The organism is Waterburya agarophytonicola KI4 (assembly GCF_020640915.1).
Classification (GTDB): domain Bacteria; phylum Cyanobacteriota; class Cyanobacteriia; order Cyanobacteriales; family Xenococcaceae; genus Waterburya; species Waterburya agarophytonicola.
In genome coordinates this window covers 1-19591 of record NZ_JADWDC010000080.1, presented here as the reverse complement: position 1 = coordinate 19591, position 19591 = coordinate 1, and the positions used below count along the sequence as shown (strand labels likewise).

The window sequence follows — 19591 nt, the reverse complement described above, 5'->3', positions numbered from 1 at the left end:
TTAAAAAATAAAGGTGATTTAGTTAATGCAATGTAAATACGTCTAAGCTTAGAAACTAGATCGCTTTCAAATTTGAGCTGATTTCTTCTGCGCCAGGCGATCGATAGTGCAGCACACCAAAATAATAAGTAGATCGAACTATAACCCACCAAACATAAATTGAAGGCAATTAACAATCCCGCAATGGTAGAGAGCCAAAAACGATGGTCATCAAAACTCAGTTTATTGCCCGAAGGAATCACAGTCATTTTAGTATCCCACTCTCGTCCATGCTGTATATCTCCAAGTCAAAACAAAAAATACACCAGAAATAATCGCACCAATCAACCATTTGGTTGTGCTTTTTATTAAAGCCTTGGTTTGTTGATTAAATGTCGTTTCGAGTTGTGTTTGATTTCTGAGTTGTGTCTGTTTAGCTTGGTTGACCAATGCTATTTTTAATTGCTCTGTTGTCTTTACTTCTGCCCGAGAATTTTGCTGCTGATAGTTTTGCAACAAAGCATTGAGTTGTTCTGGTGTGGCTCCCTCTAGTTTTTGGGTATAGTCTTGAATCTGAGTTTTTTGCAAGTCTACCTGACTAATAACCTGGGTTTGACCAGTACGATAGATGCGAAAGGCATTGCCTAGAATTATGGGAGTAATTAGAAAATAGCTAATGCCAATAATTAAAATAAACCAAGACAAAAAGGATAAAAATTTATACTCTATGGGCTTGATCAAGTCTTGGTCGCGACGATAAAAAATCAAGAGAGTCCCCAATAAAAGACCCCAAACATTATCGACTAAATTACCCGCCGTATTGTATGCCCAATTGGGATCGAAAAACTGGGAGGAAGATAATAAAAATAATCGATCTAATAAGACTAAAAATAAGATTACATACCCAGCCAAATTAATAATGCGGGTAGACTTTTGTTCGACTGCGATGTTTACTCTTTTAGAACTAAGGCTAGTTTGGGAGTTGGACTGAATGCTCTTACGTAGTTGCCACAGACGAAATTTAAGCATAGAAGTTTGAGCATTTAAAAGAGATAGTTCTTGTCTCGTTTATACTCTAGAAAATTGTCTATAGCAATTCGATCATCGCGATCGCTTAACCTTATGCTATTTGAACATTTTCTTGAAAAGAATAAGATGAGCAATTCTCTCGGGATTTATTTCGCTTAGAGTGAGAATTATCTAAAATAGTATTGTGTAAAATTGCTAATTCAAAATCAGTATTTTCTAAATTTGCTTCCATCAGATTGGCATAGCTTAAATCTGCTTGTTTAAAAGAAGCATGGCATAGATCTGCATTGGTCAAATCTGCATTAGTCAAATTCGCATTACTTAAGTTACCTTTTTTTAACCTAGCATCGACCAAATTAGCATTTTTTAAGTTGGCATAACTAAGATCAACTTCTTTGAGTCGAGCATTTCTCAAATTAGCATTGCTCAAGTTTGTATTGCTTAAGTTTGCTCTAGCTAGCTTGGCTTGGCTGAGATTAATACCTGTTAAATCTGCACCACTCAAATCGACATCAATGAGAAATGTTTGACTAAGATTAACATCTGTTAAGGAAGTATTTTGTAGTTGCGCTCCCGATAATCTCCCTTTATGTAAATTTGCCCAATTAAAGTTAACCTTATTCAGATTAGCTTGTCTCAAATTAACTTTTTGTAGTTTAGCTCCACAAATGTTGGCAGCTAGTAAATTAGAACCTCGAAGATTAGTATAAGAAAGATCCGCACCGCTAAGTTTGGCTTCCATTAACTGAGATTTAACCATAAAAGCTCCCTTCAAATTGGCTTTAGTCAAATCTGCTTCCTCTAAGTTGGTTTCGCTCATTTTTGCATAGCTAAGATTTGCCCAATTTAGAGATGCACGGCTGAGGTTTGATTTAGTTAAGAAAGCTCGACTTAAGTTAGCTCCTATCAAATTGACACCCGTTAGATTTACGGAAATTAGCATCACCCCCGAAAGATCTTCTCCCTTGAGATCTACTCCTGTAAAGTCTCGATAACCTTGCTCGTAAAACTTTAATAGTTGACTAGCTTTCATGTATTTAATATTAATTAATTTTACGTAGATACAGCTCGATTAATATTTAACTTATAAGTGTTTCTCATGTTTAATATTATTACTCGTAATTCAACTTGATAGCCACGAAATAATAATTTTTATGTGGATATATTTTTATTTGTAGACTTTATCTGTTTATTCTTGATGTAAGCTGTTAGATATTCAAAAATAATTGTTTTTCTCAACGAATAATGAATCAATATTCCTATGAAACTAATAGGCAACTGCTACAAGATTTGATGAGACAAGTAAATATAACCGATATTTACCAATTAAGTACCATAGCAGGGGTGCCGAGATTGCCCATAATTAGAATCCAAAGGGGTCTAATCTTAAATGTATCAGTAGGTGCGATCGCTCGTATTGCCAAAGCATTAAATGTATCTATGGATAGCTTTATTGAAACCTTTAGCGAACAATCTCCTATTGCCAAAGTCGAGCCACAGGTATCGGAAAATAGCGATGCTTTAGCTGCTTGTCAACAAGAGTATCAAAAACTTCAGCAAGAGATGCTCCAACAACAGGAATTTCTAGAAGCAGAGTTTCAGAAATCTAGCTTGGAAACTATAGAATCTTGGCTGTTACAATGGCCTACGGCTGTCATGGCTGTCCACAAAAATCCTAGCCTACCCGCAGCCAGGCTAGTGGCTTTAGTCGAGCCAGTAGAACAACTATTAAAAAAGTGGGATGTAGAGACTATTGCTAGGGTAGGAGAAAAAATCCCCTACGATCCCCAGTATCATCAATTAATTAAAGGCATTGCCCAAATCGGAGAAGTGGTAGAAGTACGCTATGTCGGCTATAAACAAGAAGATAAATTATTGTATAAAGCTAAAGTAAGTCCAGTTATGAGCTAATGAATCATAAACAATGAGGAGAGATGTATGAATTGGTGGCAAAAACTTAAGAAAAACTCCTTGGCACGTTTTGGAGCGACAATATTAATTATCTTTTATCTTTCGGCTATTTTCGCTGATTTCATTGCCCCCTATTCCCCTTATACCTCTCAGGAAGATGGTTCGTTATTGCCTCCTACCGCCATACATTGGCAAGACTCAACAGGAAAATTAACGACACCTTATGTTTATCCCACAACTCAAGGTGTAACCGATATCAATACAGGCGATCGCCTGTTAATTATCGACCGAGAAAATCCTGCTCCTCTGGGGTTATTTGTCACGGGAAATCCTTATAATTTATTGGAAATTTCCCTACCCTTTCCCCCCAAATTTGAATCAGCTACCATATTTCCTGGTATACCCCTGAAACGTCACTTATTTGGAGCTTCGGGAGACGGTAAAATAAATATCCTTGGCACGGACGAACAAGGCAGGGATTTGTTTAGTCGCCTGTTGTTTGGCGGTAGAATTAGCCTTTTTATTGGACTGGCGGGGATTTCTATATCTTTCCCATTGGGTATGATGGTTGGTGGTATTTCTGGCTATTTTGGGGGTTGGATAGATGCAGTATTGATGCGAATAGTAGAAGTATTGATGACTATCCCTGGTATATATCTTTTAATTGCTTTAGCTTCAGTACTTCCCCCTGGTTTGAGTAGCGCGCAGACATTTTTGTTAATCGTTCTAATTACTTCCTTTATTAGTTGGTCTGGACTAGCAAGGGTAATCAGGGGACAGGTATTATCGATTAAAGAACAAGAATTTGTACAAGCAGCAAATGCGATGGGTGCAAATCCTTTTTATATTATTGCCCGCCACATACTACCTCAAACCGCAACTTATATAATTATTTCTGCCACTTTAGCCGTCCCTGGCTTTATCATCGCAGAATCGGTGTTGAGTTTGATTGGGTTGGGTATTCAATCTAAAGATCCTAGTTGGGGCAATCTTTTATCGAACGCCACTAATGCATCTATTTTAGTGTTGCAACCTTGGTTAATTATTCCTCCTGCTCTATTGATCATTTTGACTGTCTTAGCATTTAATTTATTAGGAGATGGTTTGCGAGATGCTCTAGATCCTCGCAGTCTATATCAAAATAAATAAAAACAAATAAGAACAAATTTTAAAACCTACAGCAACCTTTCTATGAACTCCAATTCCAATCAAATTTATCCCGTTATTTGGCAAAACGATCGCGTATCCTTAATCGATCAAACTCGTTTGCCAGAAGAATATAGTAGAGTTCTAATCAGTCGTAGTGGGGATATGGCAGAAGCGATTAAAACGATGATCGTGCGCGGTGCGCCAGCAATTGGAGTTGCAGCAGCATATGGAATGTATTTGGGGGCGACAGAAATAGATATAAAAGATCTATCTGACGACATAGCTACTCAACGCATTCAATTTCTGAAGCACTTAGAAGGAGTAGCGGACTTGTTACGCCAAACTCGTCCTACCGCAGTTAATTTATTTTGGGCGATCGCCATAATGTTAAGAACAGCATATGAAGAAACTGGCACAGTCGAGGAAATTAAACATACTCTTTTACAAACAGCACAAAATATTCAAGCCCAAGACTTAGCTACCTGTCAGGCGATCGGGGATACTGGTTTAGAAGTTTTACCCCATACTCCAGAAAAGCTGAGAATTCTAACTCATTGCAATGCGGGGGCTTTAGCTACGGCAGGTTATGGCACTGCATTGGGCGTAATTCGTTCTGCCTGGCGAGAAAATCGCCTCGAAAGGGTATATGCCGATGAAACTCGTCCTCGCCTCCAGGGAGCAAAATTAACCGCTTGGGAATGCGTCCAAGAAAAGATTCCCGTGACGGTAATTACCGACAATATGGCAGCCCACTGCATGCAACAAAACATGATTGACATGGTAGTAGTGGGGGCAGATCGCATTGCAGCCAATGGCGACGCTGCCAACAAAATTGGCACATATTCAGTCGCGATCGCAGCCAAAGCCCATGATATTCCCTTTTACGTCGCTGCACCTTTCTCCACAATTGATTTTGACCTTGCTAATGGCAGTCTTATACCTATCGAACAAAGAGATGCCACAGAAATATTCCAAATAAATAATAGTTCTGTCTGTGCCAAAGGCGCAGACTTCTATACTCCTGCTTTTGACGTTACTCCTGCCGAACTTATTACCGCAATTATCACGGAAAAAGGGGCAATTAAGCCTAGAGATCTAATTAATTATCAGATGCAATAATCGATATTCGTAGGGTATTATTGATACTTTGCATTTTTGATTATTACAATTTATGTCAAGCGATCGCCAGTGGCACGGTTCGCGAAGTAAAAAAATACTTCAAGATCATCCTGAAATTAAACAATATTTTGGTAACTATCCTCTATCAATAGTTTTCATTATCGCTTTAGTCATCCTTCAATGGTCTCTTGCTTGGTTAGTTAAAGATTTATCTTGGTGGCAGATCGGTTTGATTGCGCTATTTTTGGGGCAATTTGTCCTACATTCTCTATCGGTTTTCATTCATGAGGCAGCCCACAACCTCGTTTTTAAAGGCAAGTTAGGCAATGCAGTTACTCTGTTTATTATTGAGTTGGGTTCCCTATCTTTTGGCAAGTCTTTAACTTACGTTGGCAAACATGGGAAATCTCATCACAGACATCTCAATGACTACGAACAAGATTATGAGTGGTGGGACAAAAAACAAGCTCACTTCCGTAGTTCTAATGCTTATTTGCGTTGGGGAGAATCCCTATTGCATCTATTTCCTGGGGGAGTAGTTTTGGCGGACTTAATAATCGCTAATATCGCACCTGCGGAGTCGCGTAACATACAGTCTGCTTTTAAATCACCATCCCTCAATATTGCGTTAATTAGCACCAGTATATTTCTTTATACTTGCGCCTGGTATTACATCAGTTGGCAAGCTGCCTTATATTTGTTTTGGAGTTTAACTTTAATGGTAGGCAATTGGGGTATAACTTTTAAAGGTCAATCCATTGCCGAACATAATATTTATCGGGATGGTAAAACCTACTCTACTTATCGGTGGACTAATATTCCTTTTTTTAATACTGGCTATCACGACGAACATCATACCTTTGCCAATATACCTTGGATACATCTACCAAAAGTTAAAAAAATTGCCCCTGAATATTTTACTAACGACAATCCTTATTCCTACTCTGAAATTTGGTGGTTGTGGGCAAAATCTACTTTTAAACCAGTCTATTTTAATCGCTATACACCTGAGTCCAATAATTCTCTTAGTTTCAAACCAAGTAGTCTAAAAGTAGGGAATTAAAATTACTTCTAACGATTGACTCGGTGTAGCGAACTCGCGTCATAATAAGATCGTTTGCAATTCTTTACATATTACTAATTCAACAATTATGGCAACCTCAGAAAATCAATACGAAGTTCAAAAAACCGAACAGGAATGGAAAGAAATTCTTTCTCCCGAAGCTTTTAAAGTCTTGCGGAAACATGGTACAGAAAGAGCAGGAACGAGTCCTTTAGACAAAAACTACGAGACAGGTACTTATGTTTGCGCTGGTTGCGAGCAACCTTTGTTTAATTCTGAAACTAAATTCAATAGTGGTACGGGTTGGCCTAGTTTCTACCAACCTCTAGAAGAAGCTATTGATACCACTGTCGATCGCTCTCTATTTATGACTCGTACTGAAGTACATTGCAACCGCTGTGGCGGACACTTGGGTCATGTATTTGGTGATGGACCCAAACCTACTGGTCAACGCTACTGTATGAATGGAGTATCTCTCAAATTTGTTCCCGAGAAATAGAAGTTTGGGCTTTGGCATCACATCATGACGGGGAGACTTCACAAGGATATTTTTTTACAAAAAATAAGTAAATATAAATAACAATTGTGGGAGTCTCCCTCCTATTAAATAATCTATCCAGGCTGATAAATCAATACTCGTTACTCGTTACTTATTACTCATTACTCATTACTCATTACTCATTACTCATCCACAGCAGTACTAGGGTGTTTTCCAAATACGTTGATGATAATTCTCTAACTTGGCATAAGGATCTTCATTACTGTGATGATGATGTCCGTGTCCGTGTCCGTGTCCGTGTCCGTGCTCTTCCACTGCTGCAAGACGAAACTTACACATCTCACAATTCATGGCTACCTGTCCGAGTTGGGCTTCAATTTCTCTTTCCCGAATTACATTCAACAATTGAGAAGCAATTCCCATTTCGGGTAAAGAAACAAATTCAATCTCAGTATATTGCTCTTGTTGCTGTGCGGTGATGTTATGGATTTTCTCCATTAAAGTACCCGTAAACAAAAAGTAAGGCAAGACAATAACCCGTTTAGCCCGATACAGATATGCCCGACGGAAACCTTCTTCTAAACGGGGATGGGTAATACCAATAAAACAAGTCTCTACAGTTTTATAACCGCTTCCTTCCCAAATAATTCTCGCTAGTTTGCAAACATCTCCATTAGCATCGGGATCGCTCGAACCTCTACCGACAAATAATAGTACCGTATCTTCACGAGAGATATTATTAGGATTGTGTTCGGGTAAGTCTAATTTTGCCAAGCGATCGCGCCACAATTCAATTATCTTAGGGGTAATCCCAAAGTGGCGACCATAATTAAGGTTTAATTGAGGATATGGCAGTCTAGCTCGATCTAGCTCATTGGTAACGTCGAATTTATTGTGTCTGGCTGCAAATAGTAATATAGGCAAGGCAGTAATATCTGTATAACCTTGTTCGATACAGGCTTCTATTCCCTGCTGAATTGTGGGTTTAGTCAGTTCTAAAAAACAAGGTATTACAGGACGAGATGTATCCAAATTCTGATATGTTTCGACAAAATCAATAAAGGTTTGTCTGCCACGTTCGTTTCTCGTACCGTGTCCGATCGCTAGTAATGGTCTAGCATGGGGTAAGGGTGGCAATTGAAGCCTATTTAGACTGGGTTGAAAAGAATTTGCTATAACCATCTGTACCTCGCAGATTTTTTAATGGGTTGTCTCGATCGCTCGGCGGGCATCCTGACTAAAAGATTTATAACATTCTTAATCTGATTACAAACCTCATCACAGTTGCGGGACAGCGTTGGATTTACACCAATCTTTCCCCATTACTTCTAATGGCTGTTTCCCATTAAAACCGACTTAGTAATCATAGTATCCATTTAATTAAAGGGAATTGCTAACGTAACTTAACTTCTAATTTTGATATCAATCGTTATAATCCGCAATCAAATAATGTATAAAAAGTTACAACGATCTGCCCGACGATCGTCGTACGGTAATACTCAATTTTCAAAATCACTAGTGAAACTTTAATCTGTAGATAGAGTTGTTTTACTCAATATCTTGTTACAATCGTTTACAAAGTTGTCAGCGTCAGTCTTAAATCCATGCCTCAACAGACATTATCTACAGTAAACACTATCCAAGTTCCATCCCAGACGATCGATACCTACGAAGATACCGAATTGGCATACGACGAACCAAATGCGGACTGGCGTTACAACCCAGAAACTAATAACGCCAGATATCGTCACCGTCCTTTTGCGGTATTGGTCAGATTAATCGCCATTGTCTTTCCCTTTACGAGTTTTGCTTTAGGAATATGGCTCGACAATCTTACAGGAAATTCTCTTCTCAAACAGAAGAAAAGAGCGCGTCAGTTAATTAAAATTCTGACTAAATTAGGACCTGCTTATATTAAAATTGGTCAGGCTCTTTCTACTAGACCCGATGTCGTTCCTCCATCTTATTTAGAAGAGTTGACCACGTTACAAGATAAAATTCCTTCTTTCTCTAACGAAGTAGCTTTTCGCTTTATTGAAGAGGAATTAGGCAAACGACCAGAAGAAATATATGCCGAACTTTCTCCCGATCCTATTGCAGCAGCATCTTTGGGACAAGTTTATCAAGGTAGATTAAAGACAGGAGAAGAAGTAGCTGTTAAAGTACAGCGTCCTGGTTTGAATCGTCGTATTAGCCTAGATATATATATCATGCGCTTATTAGCTGGTTTTGTGCAGGATAATGTCAAAGTGGTACGTTCTAATCTACGCGCCATCATTGACGAATTAGCCGAACGTATTTTTGAAGAAACCAACTATAACCAAGAAGGGCGCAACGCCGATAAATTTAGAGAACTTTATGGTTATATCGAAGAAATTCACGTACCTAAAATTTATTGGGAATATACAGCTAATCGCGTCCTGACGATGGAGTGGATTACTGGGACTAAGTTAACCGATATAGATGCGGTTCAAGCCCAGGGAATTGATGCAACCCACTTAGTAGAAGTTGGGGTAGAATGTTCCCTCAGACAGTTACTAGAACATGGTTTTTTCCATGCAGATCCTCACCCTGGTAACTTGTTAGCGATGAGAGATGGGAGATTGGCTTACTTAGATTTTGGTATGATGAGCCGAATAAAGCCCTATCAAAGATATGGTTTGATTGAAGCCGTAGTTCATCTGGTAAACCGAGATTTTGAAGCACTTTCAAGAGATTACGTAAAATTAGATTTCCTCACTCCAGATACCAACTTAGAGCCTATTATTCCAGCTTTAGCTAATGTTTTTGGCAATGCTTTAGGTGCGACGGTAGCAGAATTAAACTTTAAAAGTATTACCGATCAAATGTCGGCGATGATGTATGAGTTTCCTTTTACAGTACCTGCTTACTATGCTTTGATTATTCGTTCGATGGTCACTCTAGAAGGTATTGCTATTGGTGTAGATCCAGAATTTAAGGTACTCAGTAAAGCCTACCCTTATATAGCCAAACGTTTGTTAACCGACCCCGCACCAGAATTGAGAGCGTCTCTCAAAGATTTGTTATTTAAAGAAGAAGGCTTTCGTTGGCATCGTCTAGAAAACCTGCTCAATAATGCCACAGACTCTAGAGATTATGATTTTGATGGGTTGGTAGATCAAGCAATTGATTACTTATATAGCGATCGCGGGATTTTTATTCGCGAGAAAATTGCGGATGAATTAGTTAACGTAATTGATAGTTTTGGACGCAAGACTATATTTAATCTTTCTACTGCTTTCCGCCAACAAGTTGGTTTGGCGGTGCGAGAAACTCCCGTAGAATTTAGAGAAGACTCTTATACTATGACCCATCTACGGAATATTATTGGTATCCTTCAGCAGACTCCTGGATTCGATCCGACTCGTTTGATTTCTGTAGTTGGAAAAATAATTAGCAAGCAAGAAACTCAGCAAATGGGACAACAGGTAGCTGAAAGATTAGCACAAAAAATGGCAGCTAGATTAATTAGACATTTGCTCTTGGAAAAAGCTACTCCCAAACAGCAAGTTGCTCTACCAGCTAGTTAAGATTTGAATTGATAAGAAGCGACCCTAGTCGCTTCGAGGCTATCCATAGTAGAGCTTTAGGCTTTTAAGATTCTATCTTCGATACATTTGTTTCTCTCTTTCTCTAGAACCCACGCGCTCTCTTGTCGCCTGATTTTTCCCTGTCATCATCGAGACAATAATAAATGCTGCCAATCCTACCAAGGGGCTGATCAGAGTGGGAAAGCCATCAAAATCCGTAGACAGGATATTGTTAGGAATATATAGCAAAGTATTATCAATGCCAAAAGCGGTAGGCATTAGCACAAAGAAAATCAATCGCGTTAAAGAACCTAAAATAATGCAAGATAGCGCGCCCTGCCAAGTCGCTTTAGGCCAATAAAGTCCTCCAGCCAAAGGTACAACTAAACCTGCAAAACTAAGATCGAAAGCAAGTAATAATAAAACACCTGTTGCAGGAACTTTTAGGGCGAAAAAGACTCCCATAATCGTAATGACAAAAGCCATCACACGGGTAATTAAGAGCAATCTGTCCCCTGCTGCATTGTGGTCGTCAGAACGAATACCAATAATATTATGAGCAATTACTGAAGAAGTCCCGAGAATTGCCCCATCAGCAGTAGAAAGAGAGGCAGAAAGAATTGCCACGATAACTAGCAATCCCAACAGGGGTGGTGCAATATCAGTTAGTAAAGCAAAAAGAACTGGCCCTTCTGGGGTAATTCCTGCATCAGCCAGAATTTGAGAGGCAGATAAAGCGATTAAAGAAAAAGGAACACCAATAATTAAAGTGCCAGCACTGCCAATAAAACAGGCTCTCTGAGCAGTTTCAGGACTTTTGGCGGCGAAAATACGTGCCATAAAATCGATCGCCACCAGGTTGCCCAAACCTAAAGCTAATAAAGTTGCCCAATTAATTACAGCCCCCGCACTAGGATCGCTCAATTGTGCCATAGCGAATGGCCCAGTATCGGTAGCAAGATCGATCCCAAAATTGCTCACAATAAAAGCCAATAAAGCCAAAGAACCAATAAAAGCAATGCCGACTTGAATGGCATCGGTATAGGCTACAGCAAATAATCCTCCACTAGCAGTGTAGATAAAAACTACGATCGCCAGTAGCATTACTCCTGCTGTATAAGTTGTGCCGAGAAAAGTTTCAAACATATACCCCCCTGCCACTAAGTTACCAGCTAGCAAGAAGGAGAAGCTCAATACCATCAATAGAGATGCTATTACTTCGGTTAAGCGATTGTATTTAATTCGATAAAAATCTGGAATGGTGATTAATCCCATACGGTTCATTGGTTTAGCGAAAAATAATCCCGCTAATAACAAACATAGTGCTAATCCAATGGGTAGAGATGCCCCAGCCCAGAAACCAAACTCGGCAACCAAGTCTGTATTACCTAAGGTAGCATTAGAGTCTACCGACTGTGCCATCAAGGTTGCTGCTGCCAATGGTAAGACCAATCCTCGTCCAGCAACTAGATAGTTTTCACTATCTCCCTTGACTTGTTTTGCTGCCCACATACCAATGGCTAGGGTAGCAACTAAAAATAGTATAATTCCCCAGAAAAGAAGCTTTTCTGTCATAATAACTCCTGGTCTATTTTGACCTTTTTACATTTAATATTTGTGGGGGTGAACTGGAACTTCTGCCCCACTTTTTTAAACTTAGACTTTTAAACTTAAACTTTTAAACTTAAACTCTTAAACTGGAACTGCAAATTGGTTAGCTTGATTGGTAGTAACGAGATCGCCTAACCAATCGAACCACTCTTGTAAACCCTCCCCTGTTTTGCCTGAAAGATAAATAATAGTTACATCTTTGTTCATTTGCCGTACGTTATTAGCAATGCGATCGAGGTCGATATCTAAATAGGGTGCGAGGTCGGTTTTGGTAATCAACAAGCAATCTGCTTCTTGAAACATTACAGGATACTTCAAGGGTTTATCTTCTCCCTCGGTAACGCTAAGTAACGCAACCTTAGCGTGTTCTCCTACTTCAAATTCCGCAGGACAAACTAAGTTACCAACGTTCTCTACCAAAGCCAAATCAAAATCTTGCGGATTATATTGATGTTCTAGGGTATGAATCGCTCCTGCTACCATTTTGGAATCCAAATGACAAGAACGTCCCGTATTAATGGGAATCACTGGAACGTCGTATTTACGCAAGCGATCGGCATCTAGTTCCGTGGTCATGTCTCCTTCAATAACTACAATCCCGAATTTATCTTTTAATGCAGCTAAAGTTTGTTCAAGAAGAACAGTTTTACCAGCCCCAGGACTACTCATAATATTGAGACAGGTAATTCCCCAGCGATCAAAGTGTTCTCGGTTATGGTTTGCCCCTTCTTGATTAGCGTGGAGCAAATTTAGTTCAATAGCAGCGTCAAATGTTTGGTGCATGATTTTTTAAATGAATAATTAACAATTAATAATGGAATCTTGGGCTGAATATTCAATGCGATCTATTTTTAGTTCTCTGCCCGAACGAATATCTTCCATCGGAGATTTACAATCGGGACAGCTATATTGCAGACCTATTTCGGGTTTGTATTCTTGTTGGCAACCATGACAAAAAGCAATTAGAGGAATATCTCGGATCGCTAGTTCGACACCTTCTAAAAAAGTGTTACGAGTTTGGACTTCAAAAGCAAACTGCAAACTAACGGGTTCGACACAGGTAAACTGCCCAACCACAAGATGAATTTTGTCTATTTTTGGCTGTTCGGATTGAGATTCGTACCAATCTTTAACCGTTAAGATTAAAGCTTTAGTCATATCAGTTTCGTGCATAGTTAGCCATCATTTATCTGTTTTTTTGATAGTGGGATGCTCTCAATTTAAAGAATTTTTCCGTTAGGATTCATGGTTAAAAAATCAGGCGATCGCGTTTCTCCCTTTAAAATATTTAGTTCGATTAATTCCCAAGGAATCTCTAACTGATTCAACAACAACTGAACTTTATAACCATTTCCAGAAGGAAGAAAATTGTATAATTTGTACATTACATTTAGATCCCTTGTTAGCTCCAAGGTTGATCGACTACTTGGGCTTCTTCGTGAATGTAGGTCGGCTTTTCTCTTCTTGGTAATTGTCCCGATACAACTAGGTGCGCCATAGTGTCACAAATTACGCGGGTTGCCATGAGTGAAGTCATATCGCTAACGTCATAGGGAGGAGAAACTTCAACTACTTCAATTCCGCACACAGTAGTATTTTGCACAATTTTTTTAAGTAAATATAAAGCTTCGCGAGGTAATAATCCTCCAGGTTCAGGCCAACCAGTGCCAGGAACAAAGCCTGCATCGATGCAATCAATATCAAAGCTGATCCAAACGCAATCTGTACCGTCTGTAGCTCTTTCTATAGCAAAATCAGCAGCAGCATCCAAACCCATTTCGCAAATATCGGTAACGGTCAAAATGTTGGTCGCTCTTTCCCGACATACCTTGACTCCTGGGCGCGGTACTTGCCAACCACCAATGCCCATTTGCACCAAATTTTTAGCGGGGGCGTTTGCCATATTGGTCGCGTGAAACCAAGGGCAAGTATGCATCCTCTCATCTAGGTCTGTTTCTTGAGTATCTGCATGGCGATCGAAGTGGATAATACCGACTTTTTTATCCCCTAAATGACGACACACTGCCCTGACAGTTGGAAAACCGATAGAATGATCTCCCCCTAAAATAATCGGAAAAGCTCCAGATTTGAAGACATGAGCAACACCCTTAGAGATTTGATCGAAAGACTTTTCATTGTTAGCAGGAATGGTAAAGATATCTCCCACATCACACAGAGTAATTTGTTCTCGTAAATCTACTCCCAATTCAAAGTTGTAGGGTGTATATAAAGCGGAAATTCGCCGAATACCTTGAGGTCCAAAACGAGTACCAGGACGATAGGTAGTACCAGAATCGTGGGGAACACCAACAATTGCTACGTCGTAATTGCCTACTTGATTGACATCTTCTAAGTAGGGGGCTTTCATGAAGGTATTAATCCCTGCATAATGGGGTAATTCCCCTCGGGAAAAAGTAGAAATAGTTCTGTCATTAATACTTTCGGCTGCTTCTAAACCATACTCCAAGCCTTTATCTACTTCCTGTTGCCAGCCTGTGAGGGGTAGCTGACGTTCCTTTTCTAAAGCTCGTTGTGCTTCGCTATCTGGTGGCTGAAATGGAGATTGTTCGCTCATTAGATCATTCCTCTGGAAATTTAGCTCAAATGCAAAAACCCAAGAATATCGCCACTCTATTTCAAGTGCCGAATCCTCCCGGGCTTTTGTCCCTCCGTGGAGCTACTTAATAATTACCGTTCTAAGTAGCCTGCTTCTCTCGGACCAGCATTTATTAGCATTGCTATAAATCGGAACCCTAGAAGCCATCTCGAATTTCTTATGCGTTTTAACTTATCTGGTTGACGATCAAAAAAATGTATATTTTGTTACTTAAATTACAGATTAACATTACTAATATCTATGTAGGTAATGTGCGGATGCAGTTTAGACTGTAGTTTCTGTTTATTCTCTATTGCCAAAAATGTTACGGGCAATCGTTCCCAATTCATTGGCTTGCAATCCATCACTGAGATCTATGTTAGAAAAATTAGCCGATGTTTGAGTTGAGCCTGATGAGACTACTTTGTTAATAACATTTTCGGGATGGGTTTGTAATATTACTATACCAGGGCCGTTTAGTTTAGCTAAAACAAGACCTTCTCCGCCGAATATAGAGGTAAATATACCTCCTGCCAATTTGACCTCGTATTTGATCGATTCTGCAAAACCAACAATACATCCAGTATCAACATTTAAAGTTTCACCTCTTTCGAGATTAATTGCTTTTAGATCTCCTCCTGCGGTGATAAATACCCTCCCGCTTCCCGTAAACTTCTGAAAAATGATACCTTCTCCGCCAAGAAAGCCACTCATTCCTAAATTCATGGTGACATCTAGCTTTACCGTAGGATCGGAGGCTAGCCAAGCACCTCTTTGGGCTATCAAACTATAGTTTGGAGACACTTCGACTTCTTCAATAGTGCTTAAATATGGACTGGCGAACCCAATTCTTCCAGGTTTATCCCCTTTATTTGTCCACAAAACTTGAAATAACTTTTCTTTGGTTACTAGTTTTTTAACTGCTGACATAATTCCACCCGTAGTGGTTTTAGCTGTAATAAATCCGTCACTATAGCAAAATGCACTAGGTTCGGCAGAAATAGATTCACCTGGTTCAAGAGTTATTTCAACACCTTTGTTATTGTCGGTATAGATAGCCACTTTTTATCTAAATTTTTTTATTTCCATGTGTAAGCTTCCATTTTAATTATTTTTGCTGAATTTCCGCTCTAGGATATTTGTAAACCGACAGGGTTGGTTAAAATTTTACACCCCTTCCAGATAAATAGCGATCGCCAAGCCTGAATTAAATATCGATCTGAATATGTGCGATCGCTATTTCAACTACGAGAACAGTTATTTCTTTGAATAGTATCTTTAAGCACAAAATGCGCTTCCAGACTGAGATTAGATAACCTTTAACAGCAATAATTATCAATTTCTCAATCATGTCCTGAATAGAATGCACAATTCCTTTATTAAAGTTGCGATCGGAACGGCATTTTTTATTCTGACTATTATTATTGCGGTTGTTGGCTATATTTTTTTTGGCTGGACATTATTAGAATCTGTCTACATGGTGGTAATCACCATCTTTGGGGTGGGCTATGGAGAAGTAAAGCCTTTAGACAGCGCACCAGAGAAAATTTTTACGATTTTTGTGATTTTAGCTGGCACTTCATCAGCGTTATATATTGTAGGAGGCTTTGTACAGATGGTTGCAGAAGGAGAAATTACCCGTGCTTTTGATGCCCAACGCAAGCAAAATACGATCGCCAATCTGTCAAATCATGTGATAATTTGCGGCTTTGGCAGAATTGCTCAGGTAATGGCAAAGCAGTTAGCCCAGGCATCTCGGACATTTCTAATTATAGATAGCGACCAAAAAAGAATTGCCTTAGCTGAAGATCTGGGGTTTTTAGTCAAAGAAGGAGATGCTACCAACGAAGATGTTCTGCAAGCGGTTGGTATTGATCGCGCTCAAATTTTGGCAACGGTACTACCCGATGATGCGATCAATGTTTTTATTACCCTCACTGCGCGGGAGTTAAACCCAACTTTATCGATTATAGCCAGGGGCGAATTACCCAGTACGGAGAAGAAACTACGCCTTGCTGGTGCTAATCATGTCGTATTACCTGCAACAGTTAGTGGTGTACAAATGGCAAATCTAGTTACTCGCCCCACTAGTACAGATTTTCTGCAACAAAAAGATCGGCAAAATTCCTTAAACGATTTGCTAGCCCAAATTGAAGTACAGATTGACGAGTTCACTCTTGGTGCTAACTCATCTTTAGTTGGAAGGACTATTCGAGAACTAAAAATCAGGGGAAAAGGAGCATTTATTGTCGTGGCGTTGAGGCGAGAAAATGGAGAATTAATCAGTCATCCCCATTCAGCTTTAGTTTTGAATTGCCAAGACACTTTAATCGTCATCGGGCATCAAGAAGAATTGCCTAAGTTTGCTCGTTACTATCAATTGAATCATTCTCTACATCAAAAAATTAGGCAGGAAAGAATACTAAACTAATGACGATTAACCAACTTTGGGTATTGCTTTGTACGGGTTTAGTATTTCTAATGCAGGCAGGGTTTATGTGCCTGGAGTCGGGCTTAACTCGCGCTAAAAATAGTATCAACGTCGCAGTCAAGAATATTGCCGATTTTGGCATATCTGTGGCGTTGTTTTGGGTATCTGGCTATGGCATGATGTTTGGTATTTCTCGCTTTGGCTGGTTTGGTACTAGCGATTTTTTTCCGTCAGCCCAAGTAGAACAATCTTTTGCTACAGTATTTTTCCTTTATCAAGCAATGTTTTGCGGTACGGCTACCACGATTATCTCTGGTGCAGTAGCAGAACGGCTTAAGTTTAGTGCCTATATAGTTATTGCCATCTTAGTATCAGGTATTATTTATCCCTTATTTGGTCATTGGGCTTGGAATGATGGAGGCTGGCTCAAACAATTGGGCTTTATTGATTTTGCTGGCAGCACTGTAGTTCATAGTGTAGGGGCGTTAGTTAGCTTGGCTACTTTAATTATTATTGGTTCCCGTCAGGGTAGGTTTGATTCATCGGGAAAAGCCCGTAAAATTCAAGGGACAAATTTGCCTTTTGCCGTCTTGGGTGCATTATTACTTTGGGTAGGCTGGCTCGGTTTTAATGGGGGCAGTACCTTGGAACTGAACGAACAAGTTCCTGGCATCATTTTGAATACGGTAATGGCTGGAGTAGGGGGAATGATTACCGCCATTTTATACAGTCAGTGGCGATACCGTCGTATTGAAGCCGAAGAGTTAATTAATGGTTCGATCGCTGGTTTAGTGGCAATTACTGCCTGCTGCAATATAGTAGCTACGCCTTTAGCTGTAATTATTGGGGCAACAGGGGCAATGGTAGCGCAATTAGTTTCTCAAACATTAAGACGCTGGAGGATTGATGATGCGGTGGATGCGGTGGCAATTCATGGCGGGGCGGGAATATGGGGAACGCTTTGTGTGGCTTTGTTTGGTCAATTGGAATTGATTAACACAGGCTTAAATCGCCTTAGTCAGCTTGGAATTCAGTTATTAGGGGTTACAGTTGCTTGCATCTGGGCTTTTGGTTTTAGCTGGTTGTTGCTCAAACTGCTTAATTCATTTTTTGTCTTACGAGTATCTCTTGAAGATGAAGAGTTGGGCTTAAATGTCTCGGAACATGATGCCAAAACCGATACCTACGAATTATTTCAGGTGATGGATCTCCAAGCGAGAACCCACGACTTGAGTTTGCGTGTTCCTGTAGAATCTTTTACCGAAAACGGACACATTGCCACTCGCTACAATCAGATGATGGATGCCCTGCAAAAAAATCATCAACAAACTACCGAATCTTTAGAAGAACTATACGCTGTAACCGCTACGGTTATCTCTGCGGTGGAGAATAGTAAGTTTTCTGCTGCGGATTTTGATAGTTTTGCCTCGCGTTCGGATGAATTAGGTATTTTGGCACGGGTTTTACAACAAATTGTCGAGACGATTAATAGTCAACAGGGTGAAATAGCTAAGATTGAACAGAAATTAGAGATATCTGTAGAAAAACAGCAAAGCTCGATCGTTAAAACTTTAGAGACACGTTTTGGCGATCTTCCCCAAACAGAGCGCGATCGCATTCTCTCTATTCAAGATTTAGAACAATTGAATCAATTATTCCAAAAAGCGATCGCCATTGACAGTTTAGAAGATCTCGATCCATAGAAAACAGTTTTTTCATGGATCGACGTCTGATATTAATCAATAATGACTGCCCGATTTACGATGTTGAATTGCTGTAATTCCATTATTTTGTAGTACTTTCCCTCGCTCTACTACGGCATATATTAAAATGCGATCGCCCGATGGCATATAACTTTGAACGGTACATTCTAAATAAGCCAAAGCGTCTTCAATAATTAAACAGTCATTGCTGGCAGTTTTAATATTCAAATTACATAGCTAAAGCGACTGAGACTATATTTAACTAACGAACCATGGGCAGGAGCATATATTTTGCTATCAAAGTCCTTAATTTTATCTAAAATAGATTCTAACTGTTTAGTTTGGGTAGCATGGAGACAGTCAAAATAGAAACGGCGGTCTAAGTTTAATTGCTTCCAGTTATTGTCAAAGATGTGTTCGTTGCACAAATGCGCCCCAAAGAACTTATCGGTATAGAGAATTTTGCTTTGGGGATCGTAGGTGCATAATCCATCTACCCAACGGGGAGTTGTGGCACTAATAAACTTTAGTTGGTGTCCCTGTCCTAAATCCAGACTATCGTTGTCTCTAACTACTTTAATTCGCGATTTCCACGCAGGAAACATTAAAGCACTCTTTAGGGCTTTCACTGCTGGTTTAGAACAAATTATGGTTGCCTGGGGTGCGTATCCTGCTAGTACTTTGATAGTTGCTAATCGATTGGGATTAACGTGTTGCAAGATTATGTAGTCTAATTTTCGCAAGTCAAGATGTGTTAATGTCTCCAGGTAAATTTGTGTAAAAGATTTTCCTGGTGGATCGATTAATGCGCTTTTATCGGCTTGAATTAAATATGAATTAGAAGTCGTACCCTTTTGACGAGAATATTCAACTTCAAACTTTAATCTATCCCAAGTCTCTGTACGGGACAAAAAAGAAAAGTAAGACTTGCGAAAGTAGAGAGGAAAAGG

General features: G+C 39.5%; 17 protein-coding genes, 3 pseudogenes and 2 riboswitches. Of the genes and pseudogenes, 8 read left to right on the top strand and 12 right to left on the bottom strand.

Going from position 1 to position 19591, the window contains the following annotated elements; all coding sequences use genetic code 11:
* The 3 genes and pseudogenes from I4641_RS20695 to I4641_RS20685 form a co-directional block, all read right to left on the bottom strand.
* Nucleotides 1-248: pseudogene (locus I4641_RS20695) on the bottom strand (hypothetical protein); the annotation flags it as partial.
* A gap of 1 nt (nucleotide 249) precedes the next feature.
* The gene (gene hpsJ-A, locus I4641_RS20690) at nucleotides 250-1008 is read right to left on the bottom strand and encodes an HpsJ-like protein, cyanoexosortase A-associated (RefSeq protein ID WP_229642486.1); all 759 of its coding nucleotides are present in this window, start codon (nucleotides 1006-1008) and stop codon (nucleotides 250-252) included.
* 91 nt (nucleotides 1009-1099) lie between these two features.
* On the bottom strand, nucleotides 1100-2041 hold the full coding sequence (locus I4641_RS20685; RefSeq protein WP_229642485.1) for a pentapeptide repeat-containing protein: 942 nt from the start codon (nucleotides 2039-2041) through the stop codon (nucleotides 1100-1102).
* Nucleotides 2042-2253: 212 nt separating this feature from the next.
* On the opposite strand from I4641_RS20685, the gene I4641_RS20680 reads away from it, so the two are divergent.
* The 5 genes from I4641_RS20680 (at nucleotide 2254) to msrB (ending at nucleotide 6749) form a co-directional block, all read left to right on the top strand.
* A complete protein-coding gene (locus I4641_RS20680; protein ID WP_229642484.1) occupies nucleotides 2254-2919 on the top strand; it encodes a hypothetical protein in 666 nt (221 codons plus the stop codon).
* A 27-nt stretch (nucleotides 2920-2946) separates the two neighbouring features.
* Nucleotides 2947-4068, top strand: coding sequence for an ABC transporter permease (locus I4641_RS20675; RefSeq protein WP_229642483.1), 1122 nt, complete (start codon nucleotides 2947-2949; stop codon nucleotides 4066-4068).
* A 42-nt stretch (nucleotides 4069-4110) separates the two neighbouring features.
* On the top strand, nucleotides 4111-5187 hold the full coding sequence (mtnA, locus tag I4641_RS20670; protein ID WP_229642482.1) for an S-methyl-5-thioribose-1-phosphate isomerase: 1077 nt from the start codon (nucleotides 4111-4113) through the stop codon (nucleotides 5185-5187).
* A 52-nt stretch (nucleotides 5188-5239) separates the two neighbouring features.
* Nucleotides 5240-6250 (top strand): fatty acid desaturase, encoded by a 1011-nt coding sequence (locus tag I4641_RS20665; RefSeq protein WP_229642481.1) that lies wholly within the window; start codon nucleotides 5240-5242, stop codon nucleotides 6248-6250.
* Between the two features lie 88 nt (nucleotides 6251-6338).
* Nucleotides 6339-6749: a peptide-methionine (R)-S-oxide reductase MsrB gene (gene msrB, locus I4641_RS20660; RefSeq protein ID WP_229642480.1), complete on the top strand. Its 411-nt coding sequence runs from the start codon at nucleotides 6339-6341 to the stop codon at nucleotides 6747-6749.
* A 201-nt stretch (nucleotides 6750-6950) separates the two neighbouring features.
* On the opposite strand, the gene I4641_RS20655 is transcribed toward msrB, so the two are convergent.
* A complete protein-coding gene (locus tag I4641_RS20655; protein ID WP_229642479.1) occupies nucleotides 6951-7931 on the bottom strand; it encodes a sirohydrochlorin chelatase in 981 nt (326 codons plus the stop codon).
* A 24-nt stretch (nucleotides 7932-7955) separates the two neighbouring features.
* Nucleotides 7956-8120, bottom strand: a riboswitch (cobalamin riboswitch).
* A gap of 233 nt (nucleotides 8121-8353) precedes the next feature.
* Here I4641_RS20655 and I4641_RS20650 point away from each other — a divergent pair.
* Nucleotides 8354-10300 carry an ABC1 kinase family protein gene (locus I4641_RS20650; protein WP_229642478.1) on the top strand — a complete coding sequence of 649 codons (1947 nt, stop codon included), beginning with the start codon at nucleotides 8354-8356 and terminating at the stop codon, nucleotides 10298-10300.
* A 72-nt stretch (nucleotides 10301-10372) separates the two neighbouring features.
* Here the strand turns inward: I4641_RS20650 and I4641_RS20645 are convergent, their stop codons facing one another.
* From I4641_RS20645 to I4641_RS20620, 6 genes and pseudogenes are all read right to left on the bottom strand, one after another.
* The gene (locus I4641_RS20645) at nucleotides 10373-11875 is read right to left on the bottom strand and encodes a high affinity choline transporter 1 (RefSeq protein ID WP_229642477.1); all 1503 of its coding nucleotides are present in this window, start codon (nucleotides 11873-11875) and stop codon (nucleotides 10373-10375) included.
* A gap of 117 nt (nucleotides 11876-11992) precedes the next feature.
* Nucleotides 11993-12694, bottom strand: coding sequence for a hydrogenase nickel incorporation protein HypB (gene hypB, locus I4641_RS20640; RefSeq protein ID WP_229642476.1), 702 nt, complete (start codon nucleotides 12692-12694; stop codon nucleotides 11993-11995).
* 18 nt (nucleotides 12695-12712) lie between these two features.
* On the bottom strand, nucleotides 12713-13084 hold the full coding sequence (gene hypA / locus I4641_RS20635) for a hydrogenase maturation nickel metallochaperone HypA (protein WP_229642475.1): 372 nt from the start codon (nucleotides 13082-13084) through the stop codon (nucleotides 12713-12715).
* A gap of 53 nt (nucleotides 13085-13137) precedes the next feature.
* Nucleotides 13138-13296 (bottom strand): annotated as a pseudogene (locus I4641_RS20630) (thioredoxin domain-containing protein); the annotation flags it as partial.
* 17 nt (nucleotides 13297-13313) lie between these two features.
* The gene (locus I4641_RS20625) at nucleotides 13314-14486 is read right to left on the bottom strand and encodes an agmatinase family protein (RefSeq protein WP_229642473.1); all 1173 of its coding nucleotides are present in this window, start codon (nucleotides 14484-14486) and stop codon (nucleotides 13314-13316) included.
* A gap of 73 nt (nucleotides 14487-14559) precedes the next feature.
* Nucleotides 14560-14679: riboswitch (guanidine-I (ykkC/yxkD leader) on the bottom strand.
* 131 nt (nucleotides 14680-14810) lie between these two features.
* A complete protein-coding gene (locus tag I4641_RS20620; RefSeq protein WP_229642472.1) occupies nucleotides 14811-15569 on the bottom strand; it encodes a TIGR00266 family protein in 759 nt (252 codons plus the stop codon).
* A 301-nt stretch (nucleotides 15570-15870) separates the two neighbouring features.
* Here I4641_RS20620 and I4641_RS20615 point away from each other — a divergent pair, with 301 nt between their 5' ends.
* The gene (locus I4641_RS20615) at nucleotides 15871-16938 is read left to right on the top strand and encodes a potassium channel family protein (protein WP_229642471.1); all 1068 of its coding nucleotides are present in this window, start codon (nucleotides 15871-15873) and stop codon (nucleotides 16936-16938) included.
* Entirely contained in the window at nucleotides 16938-18641 is a 1704-nt protein-coding gene (locus I4641_RS20610; RefSeq protein ID WP_229642470.1) for an ammonium transporter, read from the top strand. The genes I4641_RS20615 and I4641_RS20610 overlap by 1 nt, the downstream gene beginning before the upstream one ends.
* A 36-nt stretch (nucleotides 18642-18677) precedes the next feature.
* On the opposite strand, the gene I4641_RS20605 is transcribed toward I4641_RS20610, so the two are convergent.
* Both I4641_RS20605 and I4641_RS20600 read right to left on the bottom strand, forming a co-directional pair.
* Nucleotides 18678-18869, bottom strand: a complete 192-nt coding sequence (locus I4641_RS20605; protein WP_229642469.1) for a flavin reductase family protein — start codon at nucleotides 18867-18869, stop codon at nucleotides 18678-18680.
* A gap of 5 nt (nucleotides 18870-18874) precedes the next feature.
* A pseudogene (locus tag I4641_RS20600) lies at nucleotides 18875-19591 on the bottom strand (oxygen-binding di-iron domain-containing protein); the annotation flags it as partial.

What these genes read in the sequence shown, in the direction of transcription:
- hpsJ-A (WP_229642486.1), bottom strand. Translation starts at nt 1,008, where the DNA reads ATGCTTAAATTTCGTCTGTGGCAACTACGTAAGAGCATTCAGTCCAAC.
- I4641_RS20685 (WP_229642485.1), bottom strand. Translation starts at nt 2,041, where the DNA reads ATGAAAGCTAGTCAACTATTAAAGTTTTACGAGCAAGGTTATCGAGAC.
- I4641_RS20680 (WP_229642484.1), top strand. Translation starts at nt 2,254, where the DNA reads ATGAATCAATATTCCTATGAAACTAATAGGCAACTGCTACAAGATTTG.
- I4641_RS20675 (WP_229642483.1), top strand. Translation starts at nt 2,947, where the DNA reads ATGAATTGGTGGCAAAAACTTAAGAAAAACTCCTTGGCACGTTTTGGA.
- mtnA (WP_229642482.1), top strand. Translation starts at nt 4,111, where the DNA reads ATGAACTCCAATTCCAATCAAATTTATCCCGTTATTTGGCAAAACGAT.
- I4641_RS20665 (WP_229642481.1), top strand. Translation starts at nt 5,240, where the DNA reads ATGTCAAGCGATCGCCAGTGGCACGGTTCGCGAAGTAAAAAAATACTT.
- msrB (WP_229642480.1), top strand. Translation starts at nt 6,339, where the DNA reads ATGGCAACCTCAGAAAATCAATACGAAGTTCAAAAAACCGAACAGGAA.
- I4641_RS20655 (WP_229642479.1), bottom strand. Translation starts at nt 7,931, where the DNA reads ATGGTTATAGCAAATTCTTTTCAACCCAGTCTAAATAGGCTTCAATTG.
- I4641_RS20650 (WP_229642478.1), top strand. Translation starts at nt 8,354, where the DNA reads ATGCCTCAACAGACATTATCTACAGTAAACACTATCCAAGTTCCATCC.
- I4641_RS20645 (WP_229642477.1), bottom strand. Translation starts at nt 11,875, where the DNA reads ATGACAGAAAAGCTTCTTTTCTGGGGAATTATACTATTTTTAGTTGCT.
- hypB (WP_229642476.1), bottom strand. Translation starts at nt 12,694, where the DNA reads ATGCACCAAACATTTGACGCTGCTATTGAACTAAATTTGCTCCACGCT.
- hypA (WP_229642475.1), bottom strand. Translation starts at nt 13,084, where the DNA reads ATGCACGAAACTGATATGACTAAAGCTTTAATCTTAACGGTTAAAGAT.
- I4641_RS20625 (WP_229642473.1), bottom strand. Translation starts at nt 14,486, where the DNA reads ATGAGCGAACAATCTCCATTTCAGCCACCAGATAGCGAAGCACAACGA.
- I4641_RS20615 (WP_229642471.1), top strand. Translation starts at nt 15,871, where the DNA reads ATGCACAATTCCTTTATTAAAGTTGCGATCGGAACGGCATTTTTTATT.
- I4641_RS20610 (WP_229642470.1), top strand. Translation starts at nt 16,938, where the DNA reads ATGACGATTAACCAACTTTGGGTATTGCTTTGTACGGGTTTAGTATTT.